Origin of the sequence: Ciceribacter thiooxidans (assembly GCF_014126615.1) — a bacterium.
GTDB classification, from domain to species: Bacteria; Pseudomonadota; Alphaproteobacteria; order Rhizobiales; family Rhizobiaceae; genus Allorhizobium; species Allorhizobium thiooxidans.
The window spans coordinates 856,259-873,428 of record NZ_CP059896.1; the positions used below are offsets into that span (position 1 = coordinate 856,259).

18 protein-coding genes and 1 pseudogene are annotated in these 17,170 nt (G+C 63.7%); 10 read left to right on the forward strand and 9 right to left on the reverse strand.

The window, feature by feature from the left end; all coding sequences use genetic code 11:
- Positions 1-8 precede the first annotated feature (8 nt).
- From puuE to alc, 3 genes are read left to right on the forward strand one after another with little or no spacing between them, the layout of a single operon-like run.
- Positions 9-932 (forward strand): allantoinase PuuE, encoded by a 924-nt coding sequence (gene puuE, locus H4I97_RS03975; RefSeq protein WP_182306635.1) that lies wholly within the window; start codon positions 9-11, stop codon positions 930-932.
- Between the two features lies 1 nt (position 933).
- Positions 934-1,434, forward strand: a complete 501-nt coding sequence (gene uraD / locus H4I97_RS03980; protein ID WP_182306636.1) for a 2-oxo-4-hydroxy-4-carboxy-5-ureidoimidazoline decarboxylase — start codon at positions 934-936, stop codon at positions 1,432-1,434.
- A gap of 1 nt (position 1,435) precedes the next feature.
- Positions 1,436-2,458: an allantoicase gene (gene alc, locus H4I97_RS03985; protein ID WP_182306637.1), complete on the forward strand. Its 1,023-nt coding sequence runs from the start codon at positions 1,436-1,438 to the stop codon at positions 2,456-2,458.
- Between the two features lie 18 nt (positions 2,459-2,476).
- Here alc and H4I97_RS03990 read toward each other — a convergent pair whose 3' ends face one another.
- Positions 2,477-2,653 (reverse strand): DUF2735 domain-containing protein, encoded by a 177-nt coding sequence (locus H4I97_RS03990; RefSeq protein WP_182306638.1) that lies wholly within the window; start codon positions 2,651-2,653, stop codon positions 2,477-2,479.
- Between the two features lie 398 nt (positions 2,654-3,051).
- Here H4I97_RS03990 and H4I97_RS03995 point away from each other — a divergent pair, with 398 nt between their 5' ends.
- From H4I97_RS03995 to H4I97_RS04020, 6 genes and pseudogenes are all read left to right on the forward strand, one after another.
- Positions 3,052-4,086: a glutamine synthetase beta-grasp domain-containing protein gene (locus H4I97_RS03995; protein WP_182306639.1), complete on the forward strand. Its 1,035-nt coding sequence runs from the start codon at positions 3,052-3,054 to the stop codon at positions 4,084-4,086.
- Between the two features lie 99 nt (positions 4,087-4,185).
- On the forward strand, positions 4,186-4,476 hold the full coding sequence (locus H4I97_RS04000) for a nucleotidyltransferase family protein (RefSeq protein ID WP_182306640.1): 291 nt from the start codon (positions 4,186-4,188) through the stop codon (positions 4,474-4,476).
- On the forward strand, positions 4,473-4,838 hold the full coding sequence (locus tag H4I97_RS04005; protein ID WP_182306641.1) for a HepT-like ribonuclease domain-containing protein: 366 nt from the start codon (positions 4,473-4,475) through the stop codon (positions 4,836-4,838). Before H4I97_RS04000 ends, H4I97_RS04005 begins: the two co-directional genes overlap by 4 nt.
- A 5-nt stretch (positions 4,839-4,843) precedes the next feature.
- Positions 4,844-5,343: pseudogene (locus H4I97_RS04010) on the forward strand (ureidoglycolate lyase).
- Positions 5,340-5,696 (forward strand): hydroxyisourate hydrolase, encoded by a 357-nt coding sequence (uraH, locus tag H4I97_RS04015; RefSeq protein WP_182306642.1) that lies wholly within the window; start codon positions 5,340-5,342, stop codon positions 5,694-5,696. Before H4I97_RS04010 ends, uraH begins: the two are co-directional and overlap by 4 nt.
- 3 nt (positions 5,697-5,699) lie before the next feature.
- A complete protein-coding gene (locus tag H4I97_RS04020; protein WP_182306643.1) occupies positions 5,700-6,440 on the forward strand; it encodes a metallophosphoesterase family protein in 741 nt (246 codons plus the stop codon).
- Positions 6,441-6,470: 30 nt separating this feature from the next.
- Here the strand turns inward: H4I97_RS04020 and H4I97_RS04025 are convergent, their stop codons facing one another.
- Genes H4I97_RS04025 through puuD form a run of 3 tightly spaced genes read right to left on the reverse strand, consistent with a single transcriptional unit; the run spans position 6,471 to position 9,487 of the window.
- Complete coding sequence (locus H4I97_RS04025) at positions 6,471-6,911, reverse strand: potassium channel family protein (RefSeq protein WP_182306644.1); 441 nt, start codon at positions 6,909-6,911, stop codon at positions 6,471-6,473.
- A 21-nt stretch (positions 6,912-6,932) separates the two neighbouring features.
- Entirely contained in the window at positions 6,933-8,252 is a 1,320-nt protein-coding gene (gene guaD, locus H4I97_RS04030) for a guanine deaminase (RefSeq protein WP_182306645.1), read from the reverse strand.
- Positions 8,249-9,487, reverse strand: coding sequence for a urate hydroxylase PuuD (gene puuD, locus H4I97_RS04035; RefSeq protein WP_182306646.1), 1,239 nt, complete (start codon positions 9,485-9,487; stop codon positions 8,249-8,251). The genes guaD and puuD overlap by 4 nt, the downstream gene beginning before the upstream one ends.
- 215 nt (positions 9,488-9,702) lie before the next feature.
- Here puuD and H4I97_RS04040 point away from each other — a divergent pair, with 215 nt between their 5' ends.
- Positions 9,703-10,035 carry a hypothetical protein gene (locus tag H4I97_RS04040; RefSeq protein ID WP_182306647.1) on the forward strand — a complete coding sequence of 111 codons (333 nt, stop codon included), beginning with the start codon at positions 9,703-9,705 and terminating at the stop codon, positions 10,033-10,035.
- Here H4I97_RS04040 and H4I97_RS04045 read toward each other — a convergent pair.
- The 5 genes from H4I97_RS04045 to H4I97_RS04065 form a co-directional block, all read right to left on the reverse strand.
- On the reverse strand, positions 10,029-10,934 hold the full coding sequence (locus H4I97_RS04045; RefSeq protein ID WP_244658712.1) for a LysR substrate-binding domain-containing protein: 906 nt from the start codon (positions 10,932-10,934) through the stop codon (positions 10,029-10,031). The two genes, H4I97_RS04040 and H4I97_RS04045, sit on opposite strands and share 7 nt — an antisense overlap.
- 325 nt (positions 10,935-11,259) lie before the next feature.
- Positions 11,260-12,087, reverse strand: a complete 828-nt coding sequence (gene xdhC / locus H4I97_RS04050) for a xanthine dehydrogenase accessory protein XdhC (protein ID WP_182306649.1) — start codon at positions 12,085-12,087, stop codon at positions 11,260-11,262.
- A 159-nt stretch (positions 12,088-12,246) separates the two neighbouring features.
- Positions 12,247-14,583: a xanthine dehydrogenase molybdopterin binding subunit gene (xdhB, locus tag H4I97_RS04055; protein WP_182306650.1), complete on the reverse strand. Its 2,337-nt coding sequence runs from the start codon at positions 14,581-14,583 to the stop codon at positions 12,247-12,249.
- A 182-nt stretch (positions 14,584-14,765) separates the two neighbouring features.
- Positions 14,766-16,235 carry a xanthine dehydrogenase small subunit gene (xdhA, locus tag H4I97_RS04060; RefSeq protein ID WP_182306651.1) on the reverse strand — a complete coding sequence of 490 codons (1,470 nt, stop codon included), beginning with the start codon at positions 16,233-16,235 and terminating at the stop codon, positions 14,766-14,768.
- 32 nt (positions 16,236-16,267) lie between these two features.
- A complete protein-coding gene (locus H4I97_RS04065; RefSeq protein WP_182306652.1) occupies positions 16,268-17,041 on the reverse strand; it encodes a 3-hydroxybutyrate dehydrogenase in 774 nt (257 codons plus the stop codon).
- Positions 17,042-17,170: the final 129 nt, after the last annotated feature.

Consider the following 17,170-nt stretch of genomic DNA (forward strand, 5'->3'; position numbering starts at 1 on the left):
GTGATTTGATGCTGAAGGATGATTATCCGCGTGATCTCGTCGGCTACGGCCGCGCCGCTCCCGATCCGAAATGGCCGAACGATGCCCGCATTGCCGTGCAGTTCGTGGTCAATTACGAGGAGGGCGGCGAAAGCTCGATCCTCGACGGCGATCCGGCGTCGGAAAACCTGCTTTCCGAAATCGTCGGTGCGCAGCCCTGGCCGGGCCAGCGCAACCTCAACATGGAATCGATTTACGAATACGGTTCCCGGGCCGGTTTCTGGCGGCTCTGGCGGATGTTCACCGAACGCAAGGTGCCGGTGACCGTCTACGGCGTCACGCTCGCCATGGCCCGCAACCGGGAAGCGGTTGCCGCGATGACGGAAGCCGGATGGGAGATCGCCAGCCACGGCTACCGATGGCTCGAATACAAGGACTTTCCGGAGGAGGTCGAACGCCAGCACATTCTCGAGGCGGTGCGCCTGCACAAGGAACTGACCGGCTCGCACCCGCTCGGCATGTACCAGGGCAAACCTTCGAAAAACACGCTCAGGCTCGTCATGGAGGAGGGCGGCTTCCTCTATTCCTCGGACAGCTATGCCGACGATCTGCCCTACTGGGTGAAGGGCGTGGACGGAAAGCCCTTCCTCATCATTCCCTATACGCTCGAAACCAACGACATGCGGTTTGCGACGCCGCAAGGCTTCAATTCCGGCGACCAGTTCTTCACCTATCTGAAAGACGCCTTCGACGTGCTCTACGAAGAAGGGAAGAACGGGGCGCCCAAGATGATGAATGTCGGCCTGCACTGCCGTCTCGCCGGCAGGCCCGGCCGCGCCGCGGCGCTCGCCCGCTTCATCGATTACGTGCTCTCGCACGAGAAGGTCTGGGTGCCGCGTCGAATCGAGATCGCCCGCCACTGGCACGAACACCACAAGCCGGACAGCATCTGACATGGTGAGCAGAAACGGCTTCATCTCCCGCTTCGGCGGCGTCTTCGAACACTCGCCCTTCATTGCCGAGCGTGCCTTCGATGCCGGTGGCGTTCGCGAGCCGCTGACGGCGGCTGGCGCGCACGCGGCGATGTGCGCGGCATTCCGTTCTGCGAGCGAAGCAGAACGGCTCGGCGTGCTGCGCGCCCACCCGGACCTCGCGGGGCGGCTGGCAATCGCCGGCGAGCTGACCGAGGACAGCCGCAAGGAGCAGGCCGGCGCCGGCCTCGACCGGCTGTCGCCTGCCGAGCACGCCCGTTTCACCGCGCTCAACGAGGCGTATACGACGAAGTTCGGCTTTCCCTTCATCATCGCCGTCAAGGGGCTGACCAGGGACGATATCCTGTCCGCCTTCGAAGCACGGATCGCCAACAGCCGCGAACAGGAATTCGAAACCGCCTGTGCGCAGGTCGAGAAGATCGCCCGCCTTCGCCTCGAAAGTCTCATCCCGGAGAACGACTGACATGCCCGAAATTTCGACCGTCCTCCTGCCGGATTTCGCGGCAGGCTGCGTCAACCTCGCCTCCGCCCGCCTCGGGGCGAAGGGCGTCTTTGCGACCGACGCGTTCTTCGCGCCGCTGGAGCGCATGCTGAACGACGCGCCCGCTACCTTCGATCCCGAACTCTACGACGACAACGGCAAGTACATGGACGGCTGGGAGAGTCGCCGCAAGCGCGTGCCCGGCCACGACTGGTCGGTGATCCGGCTCGCCATGCCGGGACGCATCGCCGGTTTTGACGTCGATACGCACTTCTTTACCGGGAATTATCCGCCGCACTGCTCGATCGAAGCCGCCTTCGTGGCCGACGGCGACCCGACGGATGCGACCGAATGGACCGAGCTTCTGCCGAAGAGCCCGCTCGGTCCCTCGGCGCAGCACTTCTTTGCGAATGCTGATCGCGAGCGGGTCTGGACGCATCTTCGCCTGCACATCTATCCCGATGGTGGCATTGCCCGGCTCCGCGTCTACGGGACGGCCTATTTCGACTGGTCGAAGGTCGCGGCGGACGAGGAAATCGATCTCGCCTACATCTTCCATGGTGCGAAATCGCTCGCATGGTCGGATGCCCATTACGGCCATCCCGACAAGATGCTCGGACCGGGACGCGGCCTCAACATGGGCGACGGCTGGGAGACCAAGCGCCGTCGCGGGCCGGGTCACGACTGGGCGGTGATCCGCCTCGGCCATCCCGGCATCATCCGCCGGGTCGTCGTAGACACGCACTTTTTCAAGGGAAATTATCCCGACACTTGCGAATTGCTCGGCGCCTATCTGCCGGAACTCGGCGACACGCTGTCGGAAGCCGACATCGCGGCATCGGAGGCCTGGAAGCCGATTCTTTCCCGCCAGAAGCTGGAGATGGACAAGGTCCACGAGTACGCCGGCGAGGCGATCGCCGATATCGGGCCGGTGACCCATGTCCGTTTCGCCATGCACCCCGACGGCGGCGTCATGCGTCTGCGGCTCTTCGGGGTGAAGGCCTGATCTGGAATCCGGGGCGCGCTACTGCTTGCGCGCCTCTTCGTCTTCGCGGATCGCTTCCTCGTGATACCAGCTGCCGCAACCGCTGTCGTAGATCAGCGGACGGGGCCGGTTTTCCTGCGCGTCCTTCCGCCTCTGGATGTTGCGAACCGGGAACTCGTAGATCTTCGCAGATTCCCGAACGATGTTCGTCGCCATACTGCTGCCTCTCGTTTTCCGTCATGCACCGGGAACGCCCGAGCCCGACGATTTGTTTCTAGCAGTTTTTGAAAGCGAATGCACATCAAATGTGCTTGTTGCATAAAATTTGGGCAATTTTGCACCAATAACGATGCTGAGCATGAATTCATCATGACGCCCTTCTGTCGGCGGTCAAAAGTGAGGCAGGTCACAGTCCATGTGTCGGGCGGAAAATGTTAAGGAATCTTCACATTTCGGACCGGTCTGCGGCCCCGCGCCTGTGACAAATCGTACTGCCTCCGGTGTGCCCGATCGCAATTGGCACGGTTCCTGCTTCATTGCATGCGGAATGGCGTCGCCCGGAGGTTCGGCCTTTGTCGCGCGTCAGATGAGTGCCCACTGAAGAGAGACCAAGGATGACCAAGTACAAACTCGAGTATATCTGGCTCGACGGTTACAAGCCGGTAGCGAACCTCCGCGGCAAGACGCAGGTCAAGGAATTCGACAACTTCCCGACCCTCGAACAGCTCCCGCTCTGGGGCTTCGACGGCTCTTCGACGATGCAGGCCGAAGGCCACAGCTCCGACTGCGTGCTGAAGCCCGTCGCCGTCTATCCGGACCCGGCCCGCACGAACGGCGTTCTCGTCATGTGCGAAGTCATGATGCCGGATGGCGTCACGCCGCACGCCTCCAACACCCGCGCCACCATCCTCGATGACGACGACGCATGGTTCGGCTTCGAACAGGAATACTTCTTCTACGAAAACGGTCGTCCGCTCGGCTTCCCGGAACAGGGTTTCCCGGCGCCGCAGGGCCCGTATTACACCGGCGTCGGTTACAAGAACGTCGGTGCGATCGCTCGCGAGATCGTCGAGGAGCACCTCGACCTCTGCCTCGAAGCCGGCATCAACCATGAAGGCATCAACGCCGAAGTGGCCAAGGGCCAGTGGGAATTCCAGGTCTTCGGCAAGGGCTCCAAGAAGGCCGCCGACCAGATCTGGATGGCGCGCTACCTGCTTCTGCGTCTTTGCGAAAAGTACGGCATCGACGTCGAATTCCACTGCAAGCCGCTCGGTGACACCGACTGGAACGGTTCGGGCATGCACTGCAACTTCTCGACCAAGTACATGCGCGAAGTGGGCGGCAAGGAATACTTCGAAGCCCTCATGGCTGCCTTCGCGAAGAACTGGAAGGAGCACATCGACGTCTACGGTCCGGACAACCATATGCGCCTGACCGGCAAGCACGAGACGGCTCCGTGGAACAAGTTCTCCTACGGCATTGCCGACCGCGGCGCCTCGATCCGCGTTCCGCATTCCTTCGCCAACAACGGCTACCGCGGCTATCTCGAAGACCGCCGTCCGAACTCCCAGGGCGACCCCTATGCGATCGCCTCGCAGGTTCTGAAGACGATCTCGGAAGTCCCGCTGGCGGCTTCTGTCGCCGCCTGATCGCTGACGATCGATCTGCCATCGCGACAGCGCCGGTGAAAGCCGGCGCTGTTTTCGTTTGCGCAGGTCTCCGCTATATTGGCGAAAGGAGACACAGAGATGCGCCCCTCGGAAGCTTTGGAAAAGAACAGGCAGGCGATCCGCGAAGCGACGAAGCGCTTCAACGCGGCGAATCCCCGCGTCTTCGGCTCGGTTGTTCGCGGCGAGGACGGACCGGACAGCGACCTGGATATTCTGGTCGATCCACTGCCGGGGACGACGCTCTTTGATCTCGGAGGGCTTCTGGAAGAACTTCAGACCCTGCTTCGCTGCAGGGTGGACATCGTCACGCCGGGCGGGCTGCCGCACCGCATCCGGCAGCGCGTGCTTCTTGAGGCGACGGACGTATGAGCGATGTCGAACGTCTGCGTGAATACCTCCATCGGATGCAGGACGCGGCCCGGCAAGCGCTTGGCTTCGTGAGCGATCTTGATCTCGAACGATTTCAAGAGGATGTCCGTACACAGATGGCCGTCACCATGGCATTCGTGTTGGTTGGTGAGGCGGCCTCTCGCATTTCCGCACGGTTTCCCGATTTCACCGAGGAGCACCCTGAGATCCCTTGGGCGAGAATCAAGGGAATGCGAAATTTGATCGCGCACGACTATTACGAGCTGGAAATGCCTCTTGTCTGGGATACCCTTCAGCGCGAGCTGCCGAATCTGATTGCGCAGATCGACGAACTGCGAAGCCGGCACGTGCAGGGAGAATAGATAATTTGAGGGAAATCCTCCCGGTCCAGCCTCTCACGGCAGAAGCCTTTTCCCCTTCGGCGAGGTCATCGAGGCCGATCCCTCGACCATGCGTCTCATCAACGGAGGCACGACCGAACGTTTCCACGCGCTGTTTTCGCCGGACGTCGCGGGCGAGGGTGCGCGCGTGATCGTCAACATCTTCCGCGGGCAGCCGCGTGCCTTTCCCTACGAAATTGGCATGATGGAGCGCCATCCGCTCGGCAGCCAGAGCTTTTCGCCCCTTTCCCGACGGCCCTTTCTCGTCGCCGTTTCGCCGGACGAGGATGGCAGGCCGGGGCGTCCGCAGGTCTTCCTCGCGCGGCCGGACCAGGGCGTCAATTACCGACGCAATGTCTGGCATCATCCGCTGCTGGCGGTGGGAGCCGTGAGCGATTTTCTGGTTGTCGACCGGGACGGGCCCGGCAACAATCTGGAAGAGTACTTTTTCGATTCCTCGTTCACGATACTGGAGCCGCATTTATGACCGGTCTCACCACCCATGTTCTCGATACCGCGCTTGGAAAGCCTGCCGAGGGCATGAAGATCCAGTTGCTTCGCATGAACGGGGAGGAGGCGGAGATCATCCGCACCGTCTTCACCAATGCCGACGGACGCATCGACGGCGGTGCGATCCTGTCCGGCGAGGATTTCAAGGTCGGCCAGTACGAGCTGCTCTTCCATGCCGGCGACTACCTGCACGGCCAGGGCGCGCCGCTGACGGTTCCGCCCTTTCTCGACGTGATCCCGATCCGCTTCGGCATCTGCGATCCTCGGGCGCACTATCATGTGCCGCTCCTCCTTTCGCCCTACGGATACTCGACCTACCGCGGCAGCTGAGCGATGATCTTCGCGGCAATCGCAGACATCCACGGCAATCATCTCGCTCTCGAGGCGGTGCTGGAGGATATCCGCCGGCTCGACATCGAGGCGATCGTCAATCTCGGCGACTGCTTTTCCGGACCTCTGGACGCGAGGAAGACGGCGGAGATCCTGCTCGGACTCGATCTTCCGACGGTACGCGGCAACCACGATCGATATCTCGTCGAACAGGCCGTCGAGGCCATGGGGCCGTCGGACGCCGATGCTTTCCGGCAGCTCGACGCCCGCAGCCGGGAGCGGCTCGGGCGCTTGCCCTTCGACATGGTCTGGCGGGACGAGGTCTATCTCTGCCATGCGACTCCGAAGGACGACAGCACCTACTGGCTGGAGACGGTGACGTCCGGCGGGCACGTCGTGCCGCGTCCGATTGCGGAGATCGAGGCGTGGGCCGATGGAGTACCGCAGTCTCTCATTCTCTGCGGTCACACGCATCTACCCCGCACCGTGCGCCTCTCGGACGGCCGTCTGGTCGTCAATCCCGGCAGCGTCGGCTGCCCGGCCTATACCGACGATCGGCCCTATCCGCACAAGGTGGAAGCCCGCAACGTGCATGCCTGCTACGCCGTCTGTGAGAAGCGCGGCGACGCCTGGGCGGTTACGTTCCGGCAGGTGCCCTACGACAACATGGCGATGGCGGCGCTTGCGGTGAAAAACGGCCGGCCGGACTGGGCAAGCGCGCTCGCCACCGGCTTTATCCGGTAGCGGGAAAACGGGCGCTGACGGCGCGACCGCTCAGAAATGTTCGCCCGAACGGAACGGTCCGACGCGGATGCCGGCGGCGACGAGGTAGGCCGTCGACCAACCGATCAGCAGGAAGCCGCACACCCCTTCCAGAGCTGTGAGCATGCGCCAGTCCGAATGGGCGACGATGTCGCCGTAGCCGACGGTCGCAAAGGTAATCGTCGAAAAATAGAGAGCTGTCGGGAAGTCCGCCATGATCCCCAACAGTTGGTAGCAGAGCGCCCAGAGCCAGACCTCACAGGTGAGCACCGCAAAGACTCCGATGACGACGCTGTTCATGGCGATCATATGGCTGCGATGGCCGCCGAGCCTCCATCGGTCGGTAATCCAGCCCATGGCATGTGTCACCCAGATCAGCCCGAAACTGTGGATGACCACGTTCAGGGAGATCATCACGGTCCCGGTGAAGAGGTTGAGCATCAGCAGCGCCATGGTCGATCTCCAGAGGGTGGTTCAGGCCGGCGACAGGGACTGTTTCACTGGTCTGCCAGCCACATAGGTCTCGACGACGGAGCGATCGTCCCCGAGCGTCTGCAGCAGGAACAGTTCTTCCGTGACCGTGCTCACCGTTTCCATCCTGAGCTTCATCACCGGCGTGGCCGCGGCATCGAGGATGATGAAGTCGGCGTCCGTGCCGGGCTCCAGCGTGCCGATCCGGTCGGAGAGCGACAGGGCTTCCGCATTGCCGAGCGTCATATGATAGAAGCTTTCGAGCGGATTGAGGCGCTCGCCCAGCAACTGCTGAACCTTGTAGGCCTCGGCCATGGTTGCGAGCATGGAATAGCTCGTCCCGCCGCCGACATCGGTTGCGACCGCGATCCTGAGCGGCTTGCCACGCCGCTCGTATGTCCGCCAGGGAAAGAGGCCGGAGCCGAGAAAGAGGTTGGAGGTCGGGCAGTGCACGGCGACCGAGCGGGTTTCGCTCATGGCGTCCGCCTCGCGTTCCGATAGATGGATCGCGTGCCCGAACAGGCTCTTCGGCCCGAGCAGGCCGTAGCGGGCGTAGATGTCGGTATAGTCCTTCGCCTCGGGGAAGAGCTCGCAGGTATAGCGGATCTCGTCGTGGTTTTCGGAGAGATGGGTCTGGATATGCAGATCCGGGAATTCGCCGGCGAGGGCGCAGGCGACCTCCATCTGTTCCGGCGTCGAGGTGATGGCGAAGCGCGGCGTGATCGCGACGTGATTACGGCCGCGCCCGTGCCAGGCGGCGATGACCGCCTTTGTTTCCTCGTAAGCCTGTTCCGGCGTGTCGAGAAGGCCTTCCGGCGCATTGCGGTCCATCATCACCTTGCCGCCGAGCATCAGCATGCCGCGCTTGAGGCTTTCGGCGAAGTAGGCATCGGCGGAGGTCTTGTGCACCGTGCAGTAGGCGACGGCGGTCGTCGTGCCGTTGCGCAGCAACTCGTCGAAGAATTCGGTCGCGATCCGTTCGGCATGCGCCCCGTCGGCGAACCGGCGCTCCTCCGGGAAGGTATAGGTGTTCAGCCATTCGAGCAGACCGCCGGCATAGGAGCCGATCACCTGCATCTGCGGGAAGTGCAGGTGGGTGTCGACGAAACCGGGCATGAGGAGGTGCGGCCGGTGGTCGATCTCGCGCGTTCCTTCCGGCGCCTTGTCCTTTACGTCCGCGTAGGCCCCACAGGCGACGATCCGTCCGTCCTCGACGATCAGCGCGCCGTCGCTCTCGTAACGATAACATCCTTCGTCGCTCGCCGATTCCGGCTTGCGGAGGAAGGTGAGAAGCCGGCCGCGGATAATCGTCCTGTCGTTCATCGGGTCCTGTTTTCCTCCACGGCGCTCTCGAACCACGCGACGAGCAGCGCACGTTCCTCGCCGCTCACCTCGGTTATGTTGCCGGGCGGCATGGCATGGGTGCGCCCCGCCTGCAAGTAGATTTCCCGCGCGTGGGCTGCGATGTCGGCGTCCGTCTCCAGCTTAACGCCCTTCGGTGGTCGCGGGATCCCTTCCCAGACGGGTTGCTCGGCATGGCACATGGAGCAGCGCGACTGTACGACGTCGCGGGCGGCGGAGAAATGCGCGTTTTCGGCAAACAGCCGGTAAGCGGGCGCAACCGAGCTTTCCTCGCCGTCTGCCGGAGGCTTCTGGACCGTCGACAGCCACATGATCACGATGAAGATCACCGTCGTCAGCATCCAAGTCCAGATCGGCCGGCCCTTTCGTGCATGCACGGTATTGAACCAGTGCCGGATCGTGACGCCCATGAGGAAGACCAGCGCTGCGATCACCCAGTTATAGGCCGTGGCGAAGGCCAGCGGATAGTGGTTCGACAGCATGAAGAAGATGACGGGCAGCGTCAGGTAGTTGTTATGCAGCGAACGCTGCTTGGCGATGACGCCGTATTTCGGGTCGGGCGTGCGTCCGGCGATCAGGTCCGCGACGACGATCTTCTGGTTCGGGATAATGACCAGGAAGACGTTGGCGGACATGATCGTCGCTGTGAAGGCGCCGAGATGCAAAAAGGCGGCGCGGCCGGTGAATACCTGCGTATAGCCCCACGCCATGGCGACCAGGGCGACATAAAGCACGCCCATCAGCAACCAGATGTTCTTGCCGAGCGGCGACTTGCAGAGCAGGTCGTAGATGATCCAGCCGACGGCGAGCGAGGCGACGGAAAGGCCGATCGCCTGCCACTGGGTGAGGTCGAGCACGTGGCGATCGATCAGGAAGAGATCCGCACCACCGTAATAGACGATGCAGAGCATCGCGAAGCCGGAGAGCCAGGTGGCGTAGGACTCCCATTTGAACCAGGTCAGGTGCTCCGGCATCGTGGCCGGCGCGACCAGATATTTCTGGATGTGGTAGAAGCCGCCGCCGTGGACCTGCCATTCCTCGCCATAGGCGCCGACCGGCAGGTGCGGACGCTTCACCAGCCCGAGGTCGAGCGCGATGAAATAGAAGGACGATCCGATCCAGGCGATGGCCGTGACCACGTGCAACCAGCGCGCCGCAAACGACAACCATTCCCAGGCAATGGCGAATTCATACATCGACAACCCCTCGTGGAGAACCAGCCTCCCGAGTCGGCAGATTGCAGAAAAACGTGAGGCGAGGGAAGGGGTGAACCCGGTCCGCCGTCTCGTTCCACGGGAACTTACCTGCGCTCGTTCCGTTACATCGGCCAGGAACAAAGCTGCACCGGCCTGCTTGCGCCGTGGTGGCCTCGGGTTCCGCATCCAGGCGGGCGGGGGAAGGAGCGTGAGGCATGCGCAGTCTCCTGGCGTGGCTTATGATTGTCCTGGCGCCGCCGGCCTATGCCCACGACGCTGCGACCGGCTGGTCCTACGACGCCTTCTGCTGCAACGGCAGTCACGTAAGCGGGGATTGCCAGACCATTCCGTCAAGGAGCGTGAGGGTAACGCGGAACGGCTACGAGATAACCGTCGGGCCGGGCGACCACCGGCTGGTGACCCGGCGCCACGACTTTACCTTGCCCCAGAGCAACGCCCGGCGCTCGCAGGACGAGGAATACCATCTCTGCCTGTTTCCCGACGAAGATACCCTACGCTGCTTCTATGCGCCCGACATGGGTTACTGACCTTCGAGCTCGAAGGTCGGCACCGTCTTGCGGAGGAATTCACGAAAGGCGCGGATCTTCGGCGAGTTGCGGCGCGCTTCCGGGTATACCAGCCAGTAATGCCCGCCGTCGTCACCCAGGATGTCGAAGGGCTGCATCAACCGTCCGAGCGCGACGTCGTCGGCGTAGAATTCCGGCGTGAGGATCGCGACACCGTGTCCGGCGATCGCGGCGGCGGCCTCGAATGCCTGTGCGCCGAGCTTGCTGCTCTGTCTCTCGGCCAGGTCGACGTCGGCCAGCCCCGCGGCGGCAAACCAGGTCTTCCACCACGGGTCGAAGGGATCGATGATCCTGAGCTTCAGCAAATCCTCCGGCTTCGTTATGCCGCCGATGTTTTCCGCGAGCGCCGGGCTCAGCATCGGGGTGAAATGGCCACGCATGAGGAAGTGACGCCGCAAGCCCGGCCACTCGCCCTTGCCCCAGCGGATGGCGAGATCGGTCTCGGTCCGGGTAAAGTCGACCAGCGTGTGGGAGGTTTCGAGCCGCACCGCGATCGTCGGGTTTTCGAGCTGGAACGAGCCGAGATGGCGCGCGAGCCACCGTGCGGCGAAGGTCGCCGTGCAATGGATGTTGAGCATCTCCTCGCTCGATTTGCGTACGCCGGCGACGGCCTCATGCAGGGCGCGGAACGCATCACCGACCTTGGGCGCGAGCCTTGCACCCGTCTCTGTCAGCGTGATCTGTCGCGGGCGGCGCAGGAAGAGCGGCTCGCCGATGTTCTCCTCGAGCAGTTTGATCTGGTAGCTGACCGCCGTCTGGGTCATGCCGAGTTCCTCGCCGGCGCGGGTGAAACTCATGTGGCGCGCAACCGCCTCGAAAACGCGCAATGCGTTCAGCGGAAACTGTCTCGCCATCTTCATGCATAAGTTCTCCTGATCCATGCAGACGATCATTCGATTGGATTGCGACCGTGTAGCGGCGCATTCTACGGCCGTGTCCAACGAATGGAAGGGCGAAAAAAATGCTTCTCGATCCGGAAAATAGGGCTGGAGGTTCAACCGACGCCGGACGCAGGTTTCGTTTTTTCGGCCTCGGTTTCCTGCGGCGCCTGTTTCGGCCACGCACCAAGAGGTTTGATGTCGGCTCGATGCCGGACTCGTTCTTGCGGGATATCGGCTTGCACGATGGTCGTCGACCTCGGGGAGCGACCTGCGGCGCAAGCGAGCTGCAGACAGCCTTGCTGCATCATCCGCCGCGCAGTGTCTGACGTGAGAGGGTGCGCTTCCCGAGAAGGGCGGCCATCAGTTCCGCGGCCACCATGGCGGCGATGACCGGCGGTCGCTTGTCCCTGATCGTGTCGCCGCCGATCGGCAGGACCAGCCGGGCGGACCGTTCCGAAGCGAAACCCTCGCGCCGCATGACGCTCTCGAACGTCGCTCGCTTGGTCGCCGAACCGATCATCCCGACATAGGCGAGATCCTCACGCGCGAGCGCCTCGCGGGCGATGAGGAAATCGAGGGCGTGGTCGTGGGTGAGGATGACCGCGGCACCACCCGGGGCGATCTCGCCGACCACGGCTTCCGGAAGGGCGGCGAGCCGTCCCGCAATGCCGTGGGGCAGGTTTTCAATAGTGTCGGAGCGGGTCTCCACGACGGTGGTCGCGACCGGCAGCGGCGCGAGGGCCGCGGCCAGCGCCAGACCGACATGGCCGGCGCCGAAGACGAAGACTTGCGGCAGCTCTTTCCGCGCCTTCTCCTCGCGGGCCAGAAGCTCCAGGCGTTCCTCCTCGCCGATCCGTGTCAGGTCGATCACGACGCGACCGCCGCAGCATTGGCCGATCTCCGGTCCGAGCGGCAGGTCGAATGCGTCTTCGGTCTCGCCTTCGGAGAGCATGGCGCGAGCCTTTTCAATCGCCAGGAGTTCCATCTGACCGCCGCCGATCGTGCCCCACGACGCCGCGGGCGCGACCAGCATGTAGGCCCCGGCCTCGCGTGGGGTCGATCCTTTCGCCTCGCGGACCTCCACGAGGATCAGATCGGGGTGGTTGGCGAGGACGTCGGGAAGGGAGATCATGAGGCTCTGCCCCTCATCCGCCTGCCGGCACCTTCTCCCCGCTTGCGGGGAGAAGGGAAGCCACTTCGGGCGTGACAACCTCGTTCAGCAGGCGCGACGCGTGCATTCCCTCTCCCGCAAGCGGGGAAAGGGGTAGGGTGAGGGGCAGAATCGTCGACATTAAACTCGCTTCAGCCGCTCGACCGCCATCAGCACCCGCTCGGGGGTCGCCGGGGCGTCGAGGCGTGGGCAGACCTTGTAATCCGCGACGCTGGCGACCGCCATCGACAGCGCTTCGAGCACCGAGATCGCCAGCATCAGGGGCGGTTCACCGACAGCCTTGGAGCGGCCGATGGTCGGTTCGACATTCTCCGACCATTCGGCAAGCCGGGTGTTGAAGATTTTCGGCCGGTCGGAGGCGAGGGGGATCTTGTAGGTGGAGGGCGCGTGGGTGCGGAGCCTACCCTTGTCGTCCCACCAGAGCTCCTCCGTCGTCAGCCAGCCCATGCCCTGGACGAAGCCGCCCTCGATCTGGCCGATGTCGATTGCCGGATTGAGCGATTTGCCGACGTCATGCAGGATGTCGGTGCGCTCGATCACGTATTCGCCGGTCAGCGTGTCGATCGATACTTCCGAGCAGGCTGCGCCATAGGCGAAATAATAGAACGGCGTCCCGCGCCCGGCCGCCCGGTCCCAATGGATCTTCGGCGTCTTGTAGAACCCGGCGGCCGAAAGCTGGACGCGGGCGAAATAGGCTTGTCTCACGAAGTCGGGGAAGGGGATCTCCTGATCGCCGACCCGCACCCGGTTCGGCAGGAAAACGACGTCGTCCGCCTGCACCTGATAGTACTCGGCCGCGAAGGCGACGAGCCGCTCCTTGATCTGCCGGGCCGCGTCATAGGCCGCCATGCCGTTGAGATCTGAGCCGGAGGAGGCGGCCGTCGCCGAGGTGTTCGGCACCTTGCCCGTGGTCGTCGCGGTGATCTTGATGCGGTCGATGTCGACCTGGAAGGCATCGGCGAGTACCTGCGCCACCTTGGTATAGAGCCCCTGGCCCATCTCGGTGCCGCCGTGGTTCAGGTGGATCGAGCCGTCCTGATAGACATGGACCAGCGCGCCGGCCTGGTTGAAGGCTGTCAGGGTGAAGGAAATGCCGAACTTCACCGGCGTCAGCGCGATACCCTTGCGGATGACCGGGCTTTCCGCATTGAAGTCGATGATCGCCTTGCGGCGGGCCTGATAGTCGCAGTTCTGTTCGAGTTCATCGACGATGCGGGCGATGATGTTGTCCTCCACCTTCTGGTGGTAGGGCGTGACGTCACGGCCCGAACCGGGGGCGCCGTAGAAATTCGCCTTGCGGACCTCGAGCGGGTCCTTGCCCAGTGCATAGGCGATCTCCTCGATGATCCGCTCGCCGCCGAGCATGCCCTGCGGGCCGCCGAAGCCACGGAAGGCCGTGTTGGAAACACTATGCGTTTTCAAGGGTTGCGAGGTCAGCCTCACATGGGGATAGAAGTAGCTCGAGTCGGCATGGAAGAGCGCGCGGTCGGTGACCGGGCCGGAAAGGTCGGCCGAATAGCCACAGCGCGCGGCGAAATTGGCGACGAGGGCATGGATCCGTCCGTCCCCGTTGAAGGCGACGTCGAAATCCATGCGGAAGTCGTGCCGCTTGCCGGTCATGGTCATGTCCTCGTCGCGGTCGGGACGGAACTTGACGGCACGGCCGAGCTTCTTGGCCGCAAGTGCGGCGAGCGCCGTGAAGAGGTTGCCCTGGGTCTCCTTGCCGCCGAAACCGCCGCCCATGCGGCGGACATGGACGGTGACTGCATTGGACGGAATGGCGAGCACATGGCCGACCACGTGCTGGATTTCCGAGGGATGCTGGGTGGAGGACCAGACCTGCACCTCGTCGTCCTCGCCGGGAATGGCGAGCGCGACATGGCCTTCGAGATAGAAATGTTCCTGACCGCCGATGCGCATCTCGCCGATCAGTCGGTCTTCGGCATTGTCGAGTTCGGCCTCCGGCGTGCCGCGTTCGAGCATCATGCCGGCGGTCACGAGTGGCGCGCCGTTGTCGATCGCGCCGTCGATGTCGGTCCAGTGCGGCAGCTCGCGATATTCGATGCGCGCAAGCCGGGCGGCACGGCGGGCGGCGTCGCGCGTCGTCGCGATCACCGCGAAGACCGGCTGGCCGTGGAACTGGACCTCTTCGGTCGCCAGCAGCGGCTCGTCATGGTGGCCGCCGGAGGAGATGTCGTTGACACCCGGCACGTCGGCGCCGGTCAGTACGCAGACCACGCCGGGATAGGCCTTCACCGCCGAGAGGTCGACCGAAAGAATTTCGGCATGGGCGCGGTCGGAAAGACCGAGTGCGCCGTGCAATAGGCCGGCGGGTTCGGGAATATCGTCGATATATTCGGCACTTCCGGCGACATGCTTGTGTGCTGAATCATGACGCAGTGCCTGATGCATCGGGCCGTTGATGTATTTGTAGGTCTCGTAGGTCGGCTTATGCATGGGAAAGGCCTCCCAGTTTTACCCTCCCCTTGAGGGGGAGGGTCGAAGCATAGCTCCGGGGTGGGGTGAGCATTGTTCCAGCCTCGCTGGCTGGTTTGTCGGAAGTGGCGGAAGGGATCACCCCCACCCGCCGCTTTGCGGCGACCTCCCCCTCAAGGGGGAGGTGGAGCGACGCTCGACCATCACGCCTCCTCCTCCGCAAATCGTTTCAGTTCCTGTGGTGTTCCCGAGGCTTCGAGGAAAAAGCGCGTCAGCAGGTTCTTTGCGGTCAACTGGCGGTATTCGGCGCTCGCCCGCCAGTCCGTGAGCGGCTTATAATCTTCGTCGAAGGCGGGGCGGGCGGCGGTGATCGTCGCCTCCGCCCACGGCTTGCCGCGAAGCGCCGCCTCGACGGCCGCGGCACGCTTCGGGGTTGCCGCCATGCCGCCGAAGGCGATGCGGACATCTTCCACCGTATTGCCGTCGCCGCGGATGAGCAGAAAGGCGCCGCAGAGTGCGGAAATATCCTCGTCGCGGCGCTTGCTGACCTTGTAGACGGCAAAGTGCTGCCTGGCGCGCGGCCGCGGCACGAAGAGGCTCTCGACGAATTCGCCGGGGCGACGGTCCTGCTTGCCGTAGGCGATGAAGAACTCCTCGAGCGGCAGGACGCGCCGCCCGTCTGCCGAGCGCAAGGTCACGGTCGCCCCGAGCGCGATCAGTGCCGGCGGCATGTCGCCGATCGGCGAACCGTTGGCGATATTGCCGCCGATCGTGCCGACATTGCGGACCTGCTGCCCTCCGATGCGGTCGATCAGCCGGCCGAGGGCAGGGATTTCCGCACCGAGCGTGGCGGAGGCCTGCTCGTAGGTCACACCTGCGCCGATCGTGATGCCGTCGACACTCGTCTCTATTCGCTGCAGTTCGTCCAGGTGATTGATGAAGACGGCCGGGTCGAGCTCGCGCATCTGCTTGGTCACCCAGAGCCCGACATCGGTTGCGCCGGCGACGACGGTCGCGGTCGGTTCGGCGGCGAGGACCTCGGCGAGTGCCGCGACCGTCCCCGGCACGATCAGCCGGCGGCCGTCCTTGCCCGTAGCGATGGTTTCCCCGGTCTTCAGTTCCCAGAGCTTGGCGCTGATTGCCGTCCGATCCCGTTCGAGTGGATCGAAGAGGGCGCTCGGCCGTGTCCGGGAGACGAGCTCCGCCGCCTTGACGATCGGCTCGTAGCCGGTGCAGCGACAGAGATTGCCCTGCAACGCCTTCTCGATCTCGGCGCGCGAGGGGTTTTCATTGGAAAGCCAGAGGCCGTAGAGCGACATCACGAAACCCGGCGTACAAAAGCCGCATTGCGAGCCGTGGCAATCGACCATCGCCTGCTGGACCGGGTGCAACATGCCGTCGCGGGCTGCGAGGTGTTCGACCGTCACCACGTGGGTGGCGTGCAGGGAGCCTATGAAGCGGATGCAGGCGTTCACCGTCTCGTAGTGCAGCCCGCCGTCCCGCAGGCGCCCGACGAGAACGGTGCAGGCGCCGCAGTCGCCTTCCGCGCAGCCTTCCTTGGTGCCGGTCAGGCGGCGATCGAGGCGCAGGAAGTCGAGAAGCGTGGCCGTCGGATCGACGTCCCTCAGTGCGACGTCCTTCCCGTTGAGGATGAAGCGAATGCAGTCGGTCATGCAGTGCCTTTCCGCTGTCTGAACCGTCAAGGTTACTGCGCCGTCCAGCCGCCATCAATGGAGATGTGCGTGCCGGTGATCTGACGGGCGGCATCGCTTGCAAGGAACAGGGCGACGGCGGCGACTTCCTCGACGGCGACGAATTCCTTGGTCGGCTGGAATTTCAGCATGACGTCGGACTTCACCTGCGCCTCGCTGATCCCGCGGGCCTTTGCGGTGTCGGGGATCTGCTTTTCGACGAGCGGGGTCAGCACGTAGCCGGGGCAGATGGCGTTCACCGTCACGCCGGATTCGGCAAGTTCCAGCGCCGCCGTCTTGGTGAGCCCCATGATCCCGTGCTTTGCGGCGACGTAAGCCGCTTTGAAAGGCGAGGCGATCAGCCCGTGGGCGGATGCGACATTGATGATGCGGCCGTGGCGCTTTTCCTTCATCGCCGGGATCGCCGCGCGCATGGTGTGGAAGGCGCTCGACAGGTTGATCGCGATGATCTGGTCCCATTTTTCGACCGGGAACTCCTCGATGGCCGCGACGTGCTGGATGCCGGCATTGTTGACGAGGACGTCGACCATGCCGAACTCGGCGGCGGCCGTCGCCATCAGGTCGGCGATTTCCTCCGGTTTCGTCATGTCGGCACCGTGATAGATCGCGCGGCCGCCTTTCTCTTCCAGGCTCTTGCGGATCGCCTCGATTTCCGCGACATCACCAAACCCGTTGATGACGAGATTGTCGCCTTCGGCGGCGAAGCCGCGGGCGATCGCAAGCCCGATGCCGCTGGTGGAGCCGGTGACGACGACGGTTCTGGCCATTTCAGTTTCTCCCGAGAACTTCTTTCTGGAGCAGCGTGCGTTCTGTTGCGCCGCAGCAGTTCAGCGAGGTTATGCGCAAACGGGCGACGGAGGCAATTGCGTTGTTGAGAGGCGCACTCGTCTTTTGCC